The sequence below is a fragment of the Paenibacillus wynnii genome (assembly GCF_000757885.1).
Classification (GTDB): domain Bacteria; phylum Bacillota; class Bacilli; order Paenibacillales; family Paenibacillaceae; genus Paenibacillus_AQ; species Paenibacillus_AQ wynnii.
Map to the genome: position 1 here is coordinate 174227 of NZ_JQCR01000003.1, position 17299 is coordinate 191525.

The following is a 17299-nucleotide window of genomic DNA, read 5'->3' on the forward strand; positions in this document are numbered from 1 at the left end:
ACTCTAAATAATTAAAGTATTAAATTTGTTATAAAACAGGAGGAGATCAGAATTATGAGAAAAGCATTCATTAGTCCAACTAAATATGTACAAGGGGAAGACGAATTATTGAACCTTGGGTATTTTGTAAATTCTTTTGGTTCATCTGCCTTACTAATTGCCCATCCATATGATGTATTGCGTGTAAAGGATAAGCTTGAGGCTACGGCTGCAAAGTTTAATATAACTTTTGTTGAAAGCGGTTTTAAGGGGGAATGCTCTCGGGAGGAAGTAGCAAGATTGCAAGGAATTGCTGCTGAAAAAGGCTGTACCTGCACGATCGGACTTGGTGGAGGAAAAGCCATCGATGCGGCGAAATGTGTGGCACAAGGGGAAGCACTGATCATTTGTCCGACGATTGCAGCGACAGATGCACCCACGAGCCATTCCGCAGTGCTGTATACACCGGACGGAGCTTTTGATGATTATGCCTATTTCAAGCAAAGTCCAAGTGTTGTTTTGGTAGATACGACAGTTATAGCCAATGCGCCTACACGTTTTCTCGTGGCGGGTATGGGTGATGCTTTGTCTACCTATTTCGAGGCAAGAGCGACATCCAAGTCTTATTCCAGAGTCAATGCCAGCCTCCCAATGGGCTCCAGAGAAGGACACTGTGCACCGGCATTAGGAACCAACGCAGCGCTTGCACTTGCAACTTTATGTTATGAAATGCTGCTCAAAGACGGTGCGAAAGCGAAGATCGCAAGTGATTGCAATATGGTTACACAAGCACTCGAAAATATAGTGGAGACTAATATTTTATTATCGGGTCTTGGTTTCGAAAGCGCCGGCTTGGGTGGAGCACATGCGATTCACGACGGCTTAACGATTCTGGAGGGAACACATTCCTACTATCACGGTGAAAAGGTCGCCTTTGGTACACTTGCCCAATTGGTACTTGAGAATGCTCCAACTGAGGAGTTGCATCAAGTATTGGATTTCTGCCTAGAGGTAGGATTGCCGGTCTGTTTAGCTGATATCGGCGTAGAGCATATTACTACAGAGGAATTGCTGCAAGTCGCTGAAAAGGCCTGCATTCCTGAAGAATCCATTCATTCTATGCCATTTCCCATTACAGTAAAGGAAGTTGCAGCAGCGATTGGTACGGCAGACAGAATCGGCCAAGACTATAAAGCACGCCGGGAGGCCCAGTAAATGAAGAAGATCATCAATCAAACGGAGAACATTGTCATTGAAATGTGCAACGGAATAGCTATGGCACATCCGGAGCTGGAGTTTGTGAAGAAATATAAGATTATTAAGAAAAAAGAAATCAACGAAAACAAAGTCAGTTTGATCAGTGGGGGTGGCAGCGGCCATGAGCCTGCACATGCAGGTTATATTGGTAAGGGTATGCTTGACGCCACGGTATGCGGAGATATTTTCGCTTCTCCGTCGCAGATTCAGGTGTATCAGGCGATTAAAGCGACCGCTAGTAAAAAGGGTACCTTAATGATCATTAAGAATTACAGCGGGGATATGATGAACTTTAAGAACGCTGCGTATTTAGCAGAAGAAGACGGAATTCTAGTGGATTATGTTCGCGTGGATGATGATATTTCCGTACAAGACAGTTTATATACGGTTGGACGCCGGGGAGTTGCAGGTACCGTACTGGTGCATAAAATTGCCGGAGCGGCTGCAGAAGAGGGACGGAGTTTAGCGGAGGTAAAGTCTGCTGCGGAAAAAGCGGCAGCTAACGTACGCAGTATTGGTTTCGGATTAACCTCTTGTACGGTTCCTGCTAAAGGAACACCAACCTTCGAGATTGCCGAAGATGAAATGGAATATGGTGTGGGTATTCACGGGGAGCCGGGAATTCGTCGCGAAAAAATTGGCACAGCCGACAGCATGGCGGAGCGAATGGTTGAAGCGCTACTGAAGGATTTGAAGTTAGATAATGATAGCCCCTCAGAGATTGCCTTGTTAATTAACGGATTTGGGGGAACCCCGTTACTTGAGCTTTATCTTTTAAATAACGCGGTTACAAGGGAATTAGCCGGGAAGAACAATATTAAGATCTGTAAAACCTTTGTTGGAAACTATATGACTAGTATTGATATGGCCGGGGCTTCAGTAACCATTATGAAATTGGACGAAGAACTTAAAACGCTTTTATTCAAGGAAAGTGATACACCTGCATTTAAGGTGTCAGGCCCTACGGAAAGCGTGGATTATGTTGATATCGCTCAGGATAATGTAACAGAAGCCTCCGTTTCTTTTGAGACAGAGACTTCTGAGGAGTACTCTAATATCCTGGGCAATACATTTACATTGAATAATTTCGTTTATCTGGTAGATAAGATGAGTGAAATCATTATTAAAAATGAGATTCCTTTCTGCGAGTTGGATTCCCACGCCGGCGATGGTGATTTCGGGATGAGTGTTGCCAAAGGGTTCCGTCAGTTAAAGCGGGAATGGAATCACATTCTAGAGGACAGCATGACGGATATTGGAACTTTCTTGAATGCTTGTTCAATGGTTATCATGGAATATTGCGGTGGGGCATCTGGTCCGATCTGGGGTTCTGCGTTCCGTACAGCGAGCAAGGCTGTTAGTGGTAAAAAAGAATTAAGCATATCTGAATTTGCCGACATGATGCACGCTGCTGTTCAAGGCATTCAAACTACCGGTGAACGTTCCTTTGGACGGGGAGCTGTGGTGGGTGATAAGACATTGATTGATGCGCTTGTACCTTGTGCCGATTCCTGGTCGAAGAGTGCGAAGGAGGGGGATAGTTTTAAAACCGCCTTTGCAAAAGGAGCCGAAGCAGCCATAGAAGGGGCTAAAAAAACGGAGGACATCGTGGCCCGCATGGGACGCGCAGGTACCGTTGGTGACAGAAGCCTTGGCTACCCAGATGCGGGAGCCTATGCGCTGGGTGTGATTTTCAAGGAGCTTTCTGACCAAATGAAGTAGACTACACCTGGGAATACCATTTGATTAGAAATTATAAAAGGCTGCCACATAGCTTAACAGCTAATGGGACAGCCTCTTTCGTATTAAAAAGCGTAGCCCAGGGTGGCAGGTTAATGGAAAGTGGTATTGAATCGGATGATGTGGTTTCCTTATCGGCCTACCGCCTACCGCATACCACATACCGCATACTACGTACCACGAACCACGTACCATATTTCACATATCACATACTACGAACCACGAACCACGAACCACATTACCTATATTCTCTCGTAGTTTTCGCCATGCGGACTGCATTACTGTCCGTAAGACAGTTTTAACCACCAAAGGCCGCACTCCACCAAAAGTCGCACTCCTCAAAGCTCGCACTCCATCAATCCATGCTCTCCTCAATCCACGCTCTCCACCAATAACCTTCTAATCTTGACGTGGGACAAGCCCTGACAACAGTGCAATCGTATCATTAATCTCCGGGCCGGTAATCTCCTCCAGAGAGATATCAATCATTGGCTTGTATTGTTGAAGCTTGGCCATAAAGGCTTCCGTGTGGAAAAGTCCTTTACCTGCAATCCCATGTCTGACTCGGTTGTCCTCGTAATAGATATCCTTTAAATGGACAAGAATCATCCGGTCCCCGTACAGCTTGAAAGCTCTATCCACAATTTCATCCTGTAGATGAACTTCTTCTCCGATCATATTGCAAGGGTCAAAAACAACCCCAAGTGTACTGGATGGCACCTCTTCAAGAATGCGTTGCATGCTGTCCGGTGTGGACAGTGTATGGTTACTGACCCCCTCGAGTCCGATAGAGACACCCCATTTATTAGCTTCCTCAGCTAGTTCCTGAACTGTAGCATGAAGCGTTTCCCATCCTTTTTCAATGTAATGGATCGGTTCTTGCTGCAGCCAATTCGTTAGAGCACCGGTCTCTGTCGCAACCATAGGCGCACCGAATTGACGGGCGTATCGAAGGTGCTCTTTGAACCGGTTGATCTCAGTTCTCCTAATCGCGGGATCAGGGTGAATTGGATTAATATAGCAGCCTAGAACTCCAATGCGTATGCCTGCCTTGTCAAATTGCTCCCCTATGTAACTGGCTAGACCGGGACTAAGCTTACCGGTAGAAGTGTCGATGTCTTGAATAGCCTTCGATAAGGCCAACTGAACAAAGTCAATATTGTACTGCTGTAAGGTAGTAGTCAATTGTTTGAGCGGCAAGCAGCCTACCGTATGAGCTAAGGTTCCATATCCCAAAAGATTCCCTCCGATTTCAATTTGATATCGCTTACAACTCCTGTTTTTAAAATGGTACTTCTTGTATTGAATAAATGCAATCATAAAAATGCCCGAGTGTTTGAGCGAATTTTAACTTTTTGTCGTGACTTTTTTAATTAAAAGGTTTACAATGAATAGCTTCCTGACTATACTCAACCATATAATTAGGAAAAAAGACACTAGAATAAAGGTAATATGAATAAAAAAGAAGGTGAGTTGAAAATTTGAATTCTCAACAGAAGGCTGCTAATCCGCCAAAGCTTTTAACAAATCGGTTCATCCAGACGATTATATTATCAAATGTTCTCCTACAAATCGGAATCTGGGTACGTAATTTCGCAATACTTCTCTACGTGGCGGATAAAACCGGTAATGATCCGTACGCCATTTCGCTTATCAGCGTGGCTGAATTTGCTCCAATTTTCGTGTTTTCTTTTATTGGAGGAACATTCGCAGATCGCTGGTTACCGAAAAAAACGATGATTTGGTGCGACTTATTATCAGCCGTATCGGTGTTCGTTGTATTGCTTACGATTCATTATGGATCTTGGCATTCCGTGTATTTTGTCACCTTTATATCGGCTATTCTTTCACAGTTCTCACAGCCATCCGGTATGCGTCTCTTTAAGCAGCATGTGCCTGAAGACCAACTGCAGCAGGGAATGGCGCTTTTCCAGTCACTGATGGCGATATTCATGGTTCTTGGGCCGATGCTCGGTACACTTGCATACAGCAACTTGGGACTTGAAGCTTCTGTTGCGGTTATGGGTGTTGTGTTCCTACTGTCAGCTGCTGTATTGTTTCGTCTTCCTAAGGATAAAGTTAATGAGCAACCAAAACCAGTAAAAGGGCAGTTCATGAAGGAACTGAGTGAAGGCTTTCGATATGTTTGGCAAAGCCAGGTGCTTCGAATGCTTGGAGCCGCTTTTATTTTAGCTGGGCTTGCCGTGGGACTCTCTCAAGCGCTCGGACTGTTCATTGTAACGGAACGGCTTGGCAAACCAGAGGAGTTTCTACAATACATGCTTATGGTTAACGGTATAGCTATGCTCGTTGGGGGCGGTATCGTAGCAGTATTCTCCAAACGTGTTCCTCCGCAGATGTTACTTAGTCTGGGAATGCTTATAGGAGCCATTTGTACAGTCATCGTTGGGTACTCGACCAATGTAACCGTTACTCTAGCCACACAATTTATTAATGGACTCGCCTTCCCTTGCATTCATATTGGGATCAGTACGATGATTCTAAAATGGTCACATGAATCCATAGTGGGTCGGGTAAATGGGGTCCTTAACCCCATGTTCACCGGTATGATGGTCATCTCGATGTCTTTAGCAGGCAAACTTAAGGGGGAGTTTCCTCTGGTATCTATATATACAGGGGCAGGCTTCTTATTCTTTTTTGGCGCCATGGTTTTAATTCCAATCATGAGTCAAAAAGCACCGGAGAACTTAAATGTATCGCAAGTCGTAAACGAAACGTAGACGGTTAGATCAATTTACACTTTATTTAAGGCAGCCTATTGGGCTGTTTTTTTTTTTGGGGAATTTATAACTAAATAACTTTTGACAACTATATCGGCAACCGTTATAATAACTATAACGTTAACCGATATAACGGCATATGATACAACGGATGCCGATGATAAGGAGGAGAACATTTGCAAGATAACAATGAACGAATTGCGCTTACAGAAGCGGTATATTACATTTTGCTATCCCTATATGAACCCATGCACGGTTATGGAATTATCCAGAATGTTGTGGGTTTAAGCAATGGCAGAGTGAATCTTGCGGCGGGAACTTTGTACGGAGCCCTCAATACCTTGTTGGAACGACAGTGGATTAGAGCTCTTCCGGGGGAACTCAATTCCAGAAAGAAAGAATATGAAATTACTGATTTCGGAAAACAAGTTATAAATATGGAATTACTGCGTTTGCAAGAATTAATTGAGAACGGTTATAGGACAGTTGGGAGGAATGGATAATGAAATATGTTAAGTATAAAGTTTTTTCGATTGGTGCATATGAGAAAGAAGAACAATGGCTGAATGAAATGTCGGCAAAAGGAATGCATCTAACCGATATTGGTTTTTGCAGATATGTCTTTGAAAAAGGAACACCCGGCGAATACATATATCGCCTCCAGATGCTAGAAAATATACCGACACATCCCCAAAGTGTTGATTACATTAGATTCGTGGAAGATACAGGAGCGGAACAGGTGGGTTCAATTCTGCGTTGGGTATATTTTAGGAAAAAAGCAGCGAATGGGCCGTTTGATTTATACTCTGACCTTGATTCAAGACTGAAACATTACCGAAGTATCAATGCTATATGTAATGTAATTATTCCGATTGAATTTATAATAGGGGCTTTAAATATATTTATCATAAATGTTAATGTTCCCGGGGAGTTACCTAATATAATTTATAGAACAAATATGTTACTTGGACTTTTTTGTATTGGATTGGGGATCTGGGTTATTTTTATCAGCCGCTCCATTCGCAAGAAAATTAAAATATTAAAAAAGGAAAGTACAATTAGAGAATAACCTAGTATTACTATATCTTAAGGCCAAATGAAGACTATCGATGATTCCTGGAAATGATGTTTGTGAAACATGGCAAGAAGCGGATGCAGTGCTTACTTCATCCGCTTCTGATTTCTGGGAGCATATTACTTCAGCGCTGCTTTGGTTTTTTTCTTCTACATGGTTTCCCCTTCAAGAACCGCACGTTGATCTCCCCGCTCCCCGCTGTGTTAGGCCCCAGCTTGAGGCGAAACGTATTTCTTTTGAGAATCGTCTTCACCTGCTTGGGAGAAAGAGTGGGATTACGCTGCAGCAATTGGGCAGCAGCACCTGAGACGATTGGTGTAGACATGCTGGTACCGGATAGCACAAAATATCGTTTGCCGATTCTCAAAAAAGGGAACTCTCGATCCAACTGTGAGCAGGGGGCTCGAAGGGAGATGATCTTCTCACCCGGTGCTACTAAGTCTGGTTTACTCCGTCCGCCAATGAGGGGGCCGCGGCCGGAAAAGTCGGTGATGCGATCATCCGCCTGTGTAAGGGTACGCCTATCGTCTACTGCACCCACAGTAATAGCTAAAGGGCTATTTCCAGGGGACTCGATAGTACTCCTCCCGGGACCGCGGTTTCCGGCAGCTACAACAACGGTTAACCCGGCCCGGACGGCTTTTTCTACAGCTTGGCACAAGAGATCATCCTCACAAGAAGTCAGGACCGGACCGCCAAACGACAGTGAAAGTATCCGCAGGTTTAACCGCTTCCGGTTAGTAATACACCACTCAATTCCTTTAATAATAGTCGAATCGAACCCGTTACCGTCTTTATCCAATACTTTTACACCTACGATTCCTGCTTCTGGAGCAGGACCTTTGTATTTCCCTTTACTCACCCATCCATTGCCTGCCGCATCCCCTGCAACATGTGTCCCGTGGCCGTTGTCATCGTAGGGCCGTTTCTTGTGATTGACCCAATCTTTAAAAGCCACAATTCGGTTACTAGGTCGGGTCAGATCTGGATGCGGGTACACTCCGGTATCGATAATGGCGATGTTGATCCCTTTTCCAGTAAGATCTTTTTTCTTTTGAACAGCTGCAGAACCTATGGAAGGCGTCGCTATATTGAGCGATGTTTTTTTGATTCCGTCTAAGTAAATTTTCTTAACTCCATCCCAACTGCACATCCGTTTCAGACATTGAACTGAAACCTTTGACGACACAGAATTAAAGAGGGGGAGACGCTGAATGATTGGGCAGGTGTGTTGACCTAGATGCTTTTGTAAAGACTGTAAGCTGGCCGGAGTCAGCTTCTGTTGGAACTGAATAATGACTGGGATTGCAGCTGGTTTGCGGCCGCGGACAGTGAATTGTCGAATCTTTTTTCGTAGTGGCTGATTCAATTTATCGGAATTTTTATGTAGCCAAATTTGTCCGTCCATCGTTGTGGATCACCTCTCAAGTGCATTGTATGCACTACTGATCGGAGCGGGTACTACCTATTAATCTGCCACTTGAATAGCGCAGGGGATACTCTTTTTGTATAATTACACTGGAGCTATCAATTAAGGGGGCTTAACAATGACGATACTTATTGATGACGTCTTAAACAAATTAATGGAATCTGTTGGACCCGTTGGCCCATTAGCAACTACGGTAGACGGTCTGAAATCAGGAGACTCCTCCTCCGAAGTCAAAGGGATAGTAACGGCATTCATGGCGACACAGGACGTAATTGAACAGGCGATTGCTCTTGGCGCGAACCTGCTTATCACTCATGAGGGAACATTTTACAGCCACCAAGACACTAAGCACACTTTATTAAATGATCCGGTATATCAGGTAAAGCAAAAGCTTATTGACGAGTCTGGAATTGCCATCTACCGCTTTCATGACCATTTGCATCGTTATCAGCCAGACGGCATTATGGCAGGACTAATCAAGGAATTAGGCTGGGAACCGTATATAAATGAACATCAACCGGCTGCAGCAATGGTAACCATTCCAGCTATGACTGTTAAGGAGATAGCCGAATACATAAAGCAGAAGCTGGGTATTTCTTTTGTCCGTATTATTGGAGACTTATCTATGACATGTACGCGTATTGGATTGTTGGCGGGCTATAGAGGTGGAGGCGACATGTGTATCCCGCTTTTTGAAAAAGAAAATCTGGACTTGATCATCTCAGGTGAAGGGCCCGAGTGGGAGACTCCGGAATATGTGAGGGATGCACATCATCAAGGCAAAGAGAAAGCATTAATTATCCTAGGCCATGCGCAAAGCGAAGAACCCGGCATGAAGCATCTAGCCAAGTATCTCGAAGCTAGTTTTCTTATGATTCCAGTTCACTTTATCTCGGGAAAACATTCCTTCCAGTTGGTTTGAGACTTGAATATAGGATGGATTAGTGAAAGCCAAAATTAATATAGTAACTATTCATAACTAAAAAAATACTGCTAAGCACAAGGGGTACCCAAGTGTTAGCAGTTTTTTGTGTGAGGAATTGGATTTAGGCTGCACTGCTGTTATTCTGGTAATCGCAGCGTTCCTTCAAGCGTCACATGCGCGACTCCTCCAACTTTGATCATGGCACTAAATTCCGTTGGTATAATAGTGATGAAGAGCTTCCCCGGCCGCCCGATGGCATCTCCTTGACCAACCGTCAAATGATGGGTTTCTTCTGCATTTAGAATACCTTCCAGTACTAGATAACCGGCCAAAGCGCCATTTGCCGCTCCGGTAACAGGATCTTCGGCAATGCCGACAGCAGGAGCAAAATCTCTGGTGTACAGATCGAACCCGGGTTTTGCGTCAAATGTGAAAAGATGAGTAGTACTGATATTATGTTTCTTATTCAAGGAGGCTAATTGCTCCATGTTAGGTTTGGCGGCATCGATTGCAGCATGTGTTTTGACTGGAATAATAAGATGCCAATTCCCTGTACTAGCAAGTTTAATGGGAAATCGATCATCCAATTGATCGAGATCAATGCCGACCAGCGAGGCGATTACCAGAGGGTCAAGCTGAATATCCTGAACTTGGGGCGAAACCTGCGTCATAGTGACCCTGCTAATGCTTCTGTTCTTGTAATCCCACTGCACGGGTATAAGCCCAATGTTGGTTTCAAAGACGACTTGATCAGCTTTTTCTGCCCATCCATACTCAGTTGCAAGCAACCAGGCAGAACCCACTGTAGCGTGGCCGCAGAAATTAATCTCCTCTTGGGGAGTGAAATAACGAACGCGAAAGTCTGCTTTCGGATCTGTAGCCGGCAATAAAAAAGCGGACTCCGGCAAATTCAACTCGTTGGCAATTTGCTGCATTTGAGTTAATGTTAATTCACTGGCATCAGGTACCACACCAGCGGGATTGCCTTCGAACGGATTCTGGGTAAAAGCATCGACATGATAAACGCTTATCTTTTTCATTAGATCACTCGCTCCTTCGTTCCTGTTTGTTACATCATAAAGGTAGATTAATTCTACGTAAAATAGAAAGGAAATAGACATGACTACGAAGCTGTATTACGAATCTGCATATATGACTGAATGGCAAACAGAAATCATCCAAACGCTGGACAGAGAAGATGGAATTTATATCATCCTGAAGGAGACTGCTTTTTATCCGCATGGGGGCGGGCAGCCTTGTGATGAAGGATTTATTGATGGAATTCCCGTCCTTGATGTGATCAGTGAAGAAGATGAGGTACTACATAAGCTGGAACGACTTCCAGAGAAGAATAAGGTTAAGGGTCAGATCCATTGGAATAAAAGGTTCGATCATATGCAGCAGCATAGCGGACAGCATCTGCTCTCGGCAGTTTTCCATAACCTATATCAGGCTATAACGGTAAGCTTTCATTTGGGTACGGATTATTGCACCATCGACGTGGATCAGCCCGAGTTAACAATCAATCAATTGGCTTCGATCGAAAATGAAGTGAACCGTCAAATCTATCTAAATCGCAGTATTGTCAGTTATTTGGTTACGGGGGAAGAAATAGCTCAGCTGCAGCTTGTGAAACAGCCGAAAGTGACGGAGAATATTCGGATTGTAGAAATTAAGGATGTGGAATATAACGCATGTGGGGGCACACATGTCTCATCAACAGGTGAAATCGGCATGATTAAGCTGCTGAAGGCGGAAAAGCAGAAGGGAAACGTGAGGATTTATTTCAAATGCGGATATCGTGCCTTGGAGGAATTTAATGATAACCTGAAGATTTTGGGTGTCTTGTCCACTAAATTCAATACAGGAAAAGATGAAATTATCGACCGGATAGAGAAGTGGGAGGTAGAGCAAAAACAGCTTCAGGCTGAGCTGGCCTTTCTGAAAGAACAGAACGATGCATATATCGCTCAGGAGCTATTATCTAATAATGAAGGTCATTTAATCTCACATATTTTTGAGGAGAAGTCCCTTAAGGATTTACAGAATCTTGCAAACAAGCTGACTGCGGAAAATGATTTTCCCGTGCTGCTCGCGACTTCTGCGGAGAACAAGGTTGTATTCGCTTATAGTGGCGGATCTGAACTTTCCTGTGGTTCGTTCTTCAAAGCTAATCTGGGTTCATTTAACGGAAAAGGCGGAGGCAGCGATAAACAAGCACAAGCAGGATTCCCGAACTGGGTGGATGCTTTGGCCTTCTACGAATTCACAAGGATCCAATTCAATTGATTTGTCAATATCATGTGAGCTTCAAATGCAATATGTTAGTTGCTATGAACAAACAAAAAACAGAATTTTAGATATAATGACAATAAACATGACATAAGCTTCTAAAAGCTACATCCGACAAGATATAATAGCGCCAATAGCTGATTATAATTATATATCTTAAAGAGTCACCGAAAGGTATGAGGATGATGAGCCTAGAAGCCTTAAACGAACGAGTAAAAGCTGATCTTTCTTATCTGGCATATGGGGGTAAAGATTGGGTGCTTCCACGTGACCCTTCTGAAGGGCATGTCTATGATGTAGTTATTGTCGGAGGGGGCCAGAGTGGACTAGGAGTAGCCTTTGGACTTTTACGAGAGCGGATATCTAATATTCTTATCATTGATGAAAACAGTGAAGGCTTGGAAGGTCCATGGGAAACGTATGCTCGAATGGTGACTCTGCGAACGCCCAAGCATTTGACCTCCATTGATCTTGGAATTCCTTCTCTTACGTTCCGTTCATGGTGGGAAGCACAGGTCGGATCGCAAGGCTGGGAAGAGCTAGACAAAATCCCGCGGAGCGATTGGATGAACTATTTACGTTGGTATCGACGGATTCTGGGTCTACCCGTACTCAATGAAGTGAAGCTGAAACTAATCGAGCCTATGGAAGAGGGGATTCATCGCCTTCATCTTGAAGGTGCAGGAGCGCCGCCTGCTAACATGCTACTGGCACGTAAAGTGGTTCTGGCTACCGGGATTCAGGGAGGGGGTGAATGGCATGTGCCGCCAATGATTGCCGAGAAACTACCTAATGATCTCTATGCCCATACCTCCGAGGTTATTGATTTTGAAGCCCTAAAAGGCAAAAGAATTGCTATTCTGGGGGGAGGGGCATCGGCCTTTGATAATGCCAATTTCGCGTTGTCTGAAGGTGTCGCCGAAGCCCATATCTTTGTCCGTCGGGAGAAGCTGCCAAGCGTCAATCCGATTCGTCAGATGGAAGGCTCGGGTATGATTGAACGTTTTCATGTGCTTTCGGATGCGGATAAATATGCTGTAATTTCTCATTTCTTTAACTACAATCAGCCTCCTACTAACGATACCTTTGAGCGAGCAGCGGCATGGCCGGGGTTTCAGTTACACCTTGGTGCACCATGGCTTGATGTGGAGGCAGCTGGCAAGGAAGCGGTGGTGACCACGCCTCAGGGGAAATTCACCTTCGACTTCCTGATTATCAGCACCGGTCTTCTCAGCGATCCGGCGTTACGTCCAGAACTCCGCAATGTCGCAAGCCATATTGCTCGTTGGAGAGACTACTACAAAGCTCCGGCTGAAGTGGCCAATCCGTTGCTTGATGCGCATCCTTACCTCAGCCCAGGGTTTGCTGTTTTAAGTCGAAGTGAAGAGGGAAGAAAGCTAATGCATGGGTTATATGTATTTAATTATTCAGCCTTAGCAAGCTGCGGCCTTTCCGCTTCCGCGATTTCAGGTATGAAAAATGCTATACCCAAGCTCGTTACTTCAGTAGCCGACCAGCTATTCATTGACGACCGTGAAGAAATCCTGAATAACTTCTTTACTTACAGTGAAGCTGAATTTGTAGGGGAATGGCCCAAAAAAGAGTAATTTTTTATACTGGGAGTAGACCGCAACCTTTCAACGAGGGCGGTCTATTTTTTTTGTGCCAATGCAAATAACAGGACTTATAGTGCAACTCATCTGTCCAATAATGCAGGTTACGCTGTGTCTATTGTATAAGTATAATTCCAAAAATATACTGTAATTGTAAGCAGTTGCTCGGTACGTACTCATGAATTATAAGGGGGTGCCAAGATGAAGATTACGATTGAGAATATCCCTGTCGGAAGTGAACCAGAAATCATTATTAGGTGCAATGAACCGGACGATTCCTTATTGCAGCTTATCTATTCCCTTACATCAACCCACAGGAAGCTTATCGGTTTTACGGATTTACAAACGCACATTATTAATCCCAAAGATGTGTTTTACTTTGAGTCCGTGGATCATAAAGTCTTTATTTATTGCCAGGAGAAGGTTTATGAGTCAAGGCTTAAGCTCTACGAGATTGAGCTGGATTATGAGAACTGGGATTTTTTTAGAGCCTCGAAATCAACCGTTCTGAATATTGGGAAAATAAAATCGATAAGTCCAATCCTCTATGGAAGATTTGAGGCGCTGCTGCAGAATGGTGAAAAGGTCTTCATCTCCAGACAATATGTTCCTGTGCTTAAGAAAAAATTAGGCTTATAAGGAGGTTTCAACATGAAACTCAGTAAGTATTTGATGTATATGTTGAAGGATTTTATTGTTGCTTGTGGTAGCTTAATGATCCTTGCCTTACTAATTTTGACGTTGAATTCTAATGATACAATTAACACCTCGCTGTTATGGCAGATTGTATTAGGGGCTTCAGCCTATACTTTTTATAAAAATGCTTTAGTGAATACGCATGAGCTAGGGAAAAGAACGGAGATGATCACCTTTTGTACTTGTTTTGTATTAGCAGATGTTATGGTGCTATTATGGCTATGGTTTTTTAGCACCAATAATATGGATAGCAGTATGCTGGTAGCTTATCTTATTGTGATTATCCTGGTTAAGGGTTTGGTGTATGCCATGATGTATACGGATGGAAAAAATGAGGCAAAACAGCTCAATGAAAAATTGAGTGAATTTAGGGATGGCCTGAACGAAGGGAAATAGGGAGCTGTCGAGTTGCTGCGGCCTTCTTGAGAAATCAAGGAGGTTTTTTTGTATTCATACGGTAATGATGTGTTTTTTGGCATTATGTCGTAAACTAAATGTATATGTAATTTTTTTTCGGAGGAGTAGATGTCGAATAGATGCCCAGGGAAAAAGAAGAAATAGAACAGTTGCTGGAACGGGTAACGGGGGAGCTGCTGGACCATTTATTGATTGAGAGCATCCAACAGAATGAACCTGTAAAGGTTCGGAAGTTTCCCAAGCCTTGGTTACTTTTGGGGGCAGGGAACTATGCGGCGGTCTTCAGTCATCCGAGTTATGCAGGTTATGCGGTGAAGGTGTATGCTCCGGGAAGGCCGGGCCTTGAGGAAGAAGCGGAAGTGTACAGACGGCTAGGCAATCATCATTCTTACTCCGAATGTTATCATGAGGGACCCAACTTTCTTTTATTAAAAAGGCTTAATGGCGTTACTATATATAACTGTATCAAGCGGGGTATTCCCATAACCGATCAAGCCATCGAAGATATTGATTTCGCTTTGGATTATGCACGCACCAGAGGGCTTCAACCTCATGATGTCCACGGTAAAAATGTAATGATTCTGGGCGGTCGAGGCCTAATCGTAGATGTGTCTGATTTTCTTAAGCAGGAAGATTGCAGGATGTGGAAGGATTTCAAAAAAGCATACTACCGACTCTACCGGCCAGTGGCCTCACGTTGGATGTTTCCGGTTCCCGGCAGGGTGCTTGAGATCGTACGCAAGGGGTATCAAATTTGGAGGCGGCACAGGAAGAGATGACGTTGTCCTCATTCAATATAATTAGCTGAGATTGGAGCCGTGAAATGAACTATCGTAATATAGAAGAATGCGTCAATGACTTAGAAAAGCACGGACATTTGGTTCGGATTAATGAAGAGGTAGATCCTGAGCTGGAGATGGCTGCTATACACATGAAGGTTTTTGAGGCTGGTGGGCCTGCATTGTTGTTTGAAAAGGTTAAAGGTTCGAAGTTTCGTGCAGTATCGAACCTGTTCGGAACCGTTGAACGGAGCAAGTTTATTTTCCGAGACACTTGGGAGAGTACACAGAACGTAATTGCTTTGCGGAATAATCCAATGAAAGCTCTTAAAAACCCTTTGAAGTACATAGGGATAGGTCTCTCAGCAAGAAGGGCTTTGCCTTTGAAATCAATGGGCGGTTTGCCTGCTGCTTTTCAGGAAATACAAATCTCTGATCTTCCGTTAATTAAGCATTGGCCAGAGGACGGCGGTGCTTTTATCACGCTGCCTCAGGTGTATTCGGAAGATCCGGACAAGCCGGGCATTATGAATTCCAATCTGGGAATGTACCGTGTCCAGCTAAGTGGGAACGACTATGAGATGAACCGGGAAGTTGGCATTCACTATCAGATCCACCGTGGGATCGGGGTCCATCAGGACAAAGCCAATAAGCAGGGAAAACCGCTTAAAGTAAGCATTTTTATAGGCGGACCGCCGGCCAATACCTTGTCTGCCATTATGCCGCTCCCGGAAGGGATGAGTGAGTTGACCTTTGCGGGACTGCTTTCCGGACGCCATTTTCGCTATAGCTATGTAGACGGCTTCTGTATCAGTAATGATGCCGATTTTGTAATCACAGGTGAAATTCATCCTGAAGAGACCAAGCCGGAGGGACCTTTCGGGGATCATTTGGGCTATTACAGTCTTACTCATCCCTTCCCGGTAATGAGAGTGCATAAAGTGTACGCTAGACAAGGCGCTATATTTCCGTTTACAGTGGTCGGTCGACCGCCTCAGGAAGATACGGCATTCGGCGCATTAATTCATGAGTTGACAGGTGATGCGATTCAGCAGGAAATTCCGGGTGTAAAAGAAGTCCACGCCTTAGATGCTGCCGGTGTACATCCCTTGTTGTTTGCGATTGGGAAAGAGAGATATACCCCGTACCAGCAAATAAAACAGCCGGCTGAAATTCTGACCATGGCTAACCGGATTCTAGGGACAGGGCAGTTGAGCTTAGCCAAATATTTATTCATTACAGCCGAAGAGAAGCGGGCCATAAGTACACATCATGTGGAGGATTTCCTGACCTATATTCTGGAGCGGATTGATCTTCGCCGGGACATTCACTTTTATACGAATACGACGCTGGATACCCTTGATTATTCAGGTACAGGCTTAAATACGGGGAGTAAGGTTGTTTTCGCAGCGGTTGGTGATCCCAAAAGGGAATTGTGTACAGAGGTTCCAAATCAGTTGAAGGAGCTGAAGGAGGTTGCAAATCCTAGATTAGTAATGCCGGGGATCGTAGTGATTCAAGGACCTAAGTTTACTAATTACACGGAAGCACAGCAGGAAATTGACGCTCTAAGTGAGGCTATTCGGGAGCAAGGGCAACTTACCACTTGTCCGATGATTATCCTGGCAGATGATAGTTCCTTTATAAGTGCGACGGTTGATAATTTTCTGTGGGCTACCTTTACCCGCAGCAATCCTTCTCATGATATTTACGGCGTGAACAGTTCCTTTGAGAACAAGCATTGGGGCTGTGATAATGTGATCATTGACGCCCGTGTTAAGCCGCATCAGGCACCGCCATTAATTCCCGATCCAGAGGTGGAGAAGAACATCGAGCGATTGTTTGTTAAAGGCGCCAGCTTAGGCGGTATTCATACTCGCACTTCTAAGCTGTAAAAGCTAAAAAGCTAGCTAGTCTCCGGGTCATTGGAGACTGGCTAGCTTTCGTTTTCGATTTCTAGGATTAAGATAAAATCTACTTTGGGTTTGGGCCGTAACTGCGGTGAATGTTGGACTTCCAGCCGCTGTTGTCTCCAGATTTCTAGATTTATACCGCTTTTAGCGGATGAAATCCGGAGACAAAGGCGGACGCTTCCGCTCTTCCAGTTCCAAAATTCCCCTCCGTTACTTCTAAACTTTAAGTTGGTTTTTAAGTTCAATCTATTAAGTGAATAGTTAGGCTCCCGCTGAACCCAGCGGAGGGGACGGAATGATTGCGGAAAAGCGGCAGCGGTCGCCTTTGTCTCCGGATGTACACTGCTAAGTGTAATTCAATACATCTGGAGACAACAGCGATTGTAGCAACGTTCCGTTCGCGGAGCGCCACTTAGAACACCAACTTAATTAATGCTCATAAA

At 44.3% G+C, this 17299-nt stretch carries 15 protein-coding genes; 12 read left to right on the plus strand and 3 right to left on the minus strand.

All coding sequences use genetic code 11. The features are described from left to right. The first annotated feature begins 54 nt into the window (after positions 1-54). Together PWYN_RS16030 and dhaK are read left to right on the plus strand one after the other, a co-directional pair. Entirely contained in the window at positions 55-1194 is a 1140-nt protein-coding gene (locus PWYN_RS16030) for a glycerol dehydrogenase (RefSeq protein WP_036654108.1), read from the plus strand. Then, positions 1195-2958: a dihydroxyacetone kinase subunit DhaK gene (dhaK, locus tag PWYN_RS28735; protein WP_084146756.1), complete on the plus strand. Its 1764-nt coding sequence runs from the start codon at positions 1195-1197 to the stop codon at positions 2956-2958. A 417-nt stretch (positions 2959-3375) separates the two neighbouring features. Here the strand turns inward: dhaK and PWYN_RS16040 are convergent, their stop codons facing one another. Continuing rightward, positions 3376-4212 carry a sugar phosphate isomerase/epimerase family protein gene (locus tag PWYN_RS16040; RefSeq protein WP_036654110.1) on the minus strand — a complete coding sequence of 279 codons (837 nt, stop codon included), beginning with the start codon at positions 4210-4212 and terminating at the stop codon, positions 3376-3378. Between the two features lie 245 nt (positions 4213-4457). Here PWYN_RS16040 and PWYN_RS16045 point away from each other — a divergent pair, with 245 nt between their 5' ends. The 3 genes from PWYN_RS16045 to PWYN_RS16055 all read left to right on the plus strand — a co-directional run bounded on the left by PWYN_RS16045 (position 4458) and on the right by PWYN_RS16055 (position 6786). Next, positions 4458-5717 (plus strand): MFS transporter, encoded by a 1260-nt coding sequence (locus PWYN_RS16045; RefSeq protein WP_036654113.1) that lies wholly within the window; start codon positions 4458-4460, stop codon positions 5715-5717. A 176-nt stretch (positions 5718-5893) separates the two neighbouring features. Further along, positions 5894-6220: a PadR family transcriptional regulator gene (locus PWYN_RS16050; RefSeq protein WP_036654115.1), complete on the plus strand. Its 327-nt coding sequence runs from the start codon at positions 5894-5896 to the stop codon at positions 6218-6220. Beyond that, the gene (locus PWYN_RS16055; RefSeq protein WP_036654117.1) at positions 6220-6786 is read left to right on the plus strand and encodes a DUF2812 domain-containing protein; all 567 of its coding nucleotides are present in this window, start codon (positions 6220-6222) and stop codon (positions 6784-6786) included. Before PWYN_RS16050 ends, PWYN_RS16055 begins: the two co-directional genes overlap by 1 nt. A 130-nt stretch (positions 6787-6916) precedes the next feature. Here the strand turns inward: PWYN_RS16055 and PWYN_RS16060 are convergent, their stop codons facing one another. Continuing rightward, positions 6917-8200 (minus strand): S8 family peptidase, encoded by a 1284-nt coding sequence (locus PWYN_RS16060; protein WP_052088033.1) that lies wholly within the window; start codon positions 8198-8200, stop codon positions 6917-6919. A gap of 139 nt (positions 8201-8339) precedes the next feature. Here PWYN_RS16060 and PWYN_RS16065 point away from each other — a divergent pair, with 139 nt between their 5' ends. Further along, positions 8340-9143, plus strand: coding sequence for a Nif3-like dinuclear metal center hexameric protein (locus PWYN_RS16065; RefSeq protein WP_036654119.1), 804 nt, complete (start codon positions 8340-8342; stop codon positions 9141-9143). Positions 9144-9283: 140 nt separating this feature from the next. On the opposite strand, the gene PWYN_RS16070 is transcribed toward PWYN_RS16065, so the two are convergent. Beyond that, positions 9284-10186: a PhzF family phenazine biosynthesis protein gene (locus PWYN_RS16070; protein WP_036654121.1), complete on the minus strand. Its 903-nt coding sequence runs from the start codon at positions 10184-10186 to the stop codon at positions 9284-9286. A gap of 79 nt (positions 10187-10265) precedes the next feature. On the opposite strand from PWYN_RS16070, the gene PWYN_RS16075 reads away from it, so the two are divergent. The 6 genes from PWYN_RS16075 to PWYN_RS16100 all read left to right on the plus strand — a co-directional run bounded on the left by PWYN_RS16075 (position 10266) and on the right by PWYN_RS16100 (position 16838). After that, positions 10266-11435 (plus strand): alanyl-tRNA editing protein, encoded by a 1170-nt coding sequence (locus PWYN_RS16075; protein ID WP_036654123.1) that lies wholly within the window; start codon positions 10266-10268, stop codon positions 11433-11435. A 188-nt stretch (positions 11436-11623) separates the two neighbouring features. Further along, a complete protein-coding gene (locus tag PWYN_RS16080) occupies positions 11624-13045 on the plus strand; it encodes a flavin-containing monooxygenase (RefSeq protein ID WP_036658686.1) in 1422 nt (473 codons plus the stop codon). A gap of 207 nt (positions 13046-13252) precedes the next feature. Continuing rightward, entirely contained in the window at positions 13253-13690 is a 438-nt protein-coding gene (locus tag PWYN_RS16085) for a LytTR family DNA-binding domain-containing protein (RefSeq protein ID WP_036654125.1), read from the plus strand. Between the two features lie 12 nt (positions 13691-13702). After that, positions 13703-14143, plus strand: coding sequence for a DUF3021 family protein (locus PWYN_RS16090; RefSeq protein WP_036654126.1), 441 nt, complete (start codon positions 13703-13705; stop codon positions 14141-14143). 140 nt (positions 14144-14283) lie between these two features. Next, positions 14284-14943, plus strand: coding sequence for a serine/threonine protein kinase (locus PWYN_RS16095; RefSeq protein WP_036654132.1), 660 nt, complete (start codon positions 14284-14286; stop codon positions 14941-14943). A 44-nt stretch (positions 14944-14987) separates the two neighbouring features. Continuing rightward, entirely contained in the window at positions 14988-16838 is a 1851-nt protein-coding gene (locus tag PWYN_RS16100; RefSeq protein ID WP_036654134.1) for a UbiD family decarboxylase, read from the plus strand. The last annotated feature ends 461 nt before the right edge of the window (positions 16839-17299 follow it).

Bases quoted from the DNA above. Each gene is read 5' to 3' on its own strand.
- PWYN_RS16030 (WP_036654108.1), top strand. From the start codon at position 55: ATGAGAAAAGCATTCATTAGTCCAACTAAATATGTACAAGGGGAAGAC.
- dhaK (WP_084146756.1), top strand. From the start codon at position 1,195: ATGAAGAAGATCATCAATCAAACGGAGAACATTGTCATTGAAATGTGC.
- PWYN_RS16055 (WP_036654117.1), top strand. From the start codon at position 6,220: ATGAAATATGTTAAGTATAAAGTTTTTTCGATTGGTGCATATGAGAAA.
- PWYN_RS16060 (WP_052088033.1), bottom strand. From the start codon at position 8,200: ATGGACGGACAAATTTGGCTACATAAAAATTCCGATAAATTGAATCAG.
- PWYN_RS16065 (WP_036654119.1), top strand. From the start codon at position 8,340: ATGACGATACTTATTGATGACGTCTTAAACAAATTAATGGAATCTGTT.
- PWYN_RS16070 (WP_036654121.1), bottom strand. From the start codon at position 10,186: ATGAAAAAGATAAGCGTTTATCATGTCGATGCTTTTACCCAGAATCCG.
- PWYN_RS16075 (WP_036654123.1), top strand. From the start codon at position 10,266: ATGACTACGAAGCTGTATTACGAATCTGCATATATGACTGAATGGCAA.
- PWYN_RS16080 (WP_036658686.1), top strand. From the start codon at position 11,624: ATGAGCCTAGAAGCCTTAAACGAACGAGTAAAAGCTGATCTTTCTTAT.
- PWYN_RS16085 (WP_036654125.1), top strand. From the start codon at position 13,253: ATGAAGATTACGATTGAGAATATCCCTGTCGGAAGTGAACCAGAAATC.
- PWYN_RS16090 (WP_036654126.1), top strand. From the start codon at position 13,703: ATGAAACTCAGTAAGTATTTGATGTATATGTTGAAGGATTTTATTGTT.
- PWYN_RS16095 (WP_036654132.1), top strand. From the start codon at position 14,284: ATGCCCAGGGAAAAAGAAGAAATAGAACAGTTGCTGGAACGGGTAACG.
- PWYN_RS16100 (WP_036654134.1), top strand. From the start codon at position 14,988: ATGAACTATCGTAATATAGAAGAATGCGTCAATGACTTAGAAAAGCAC.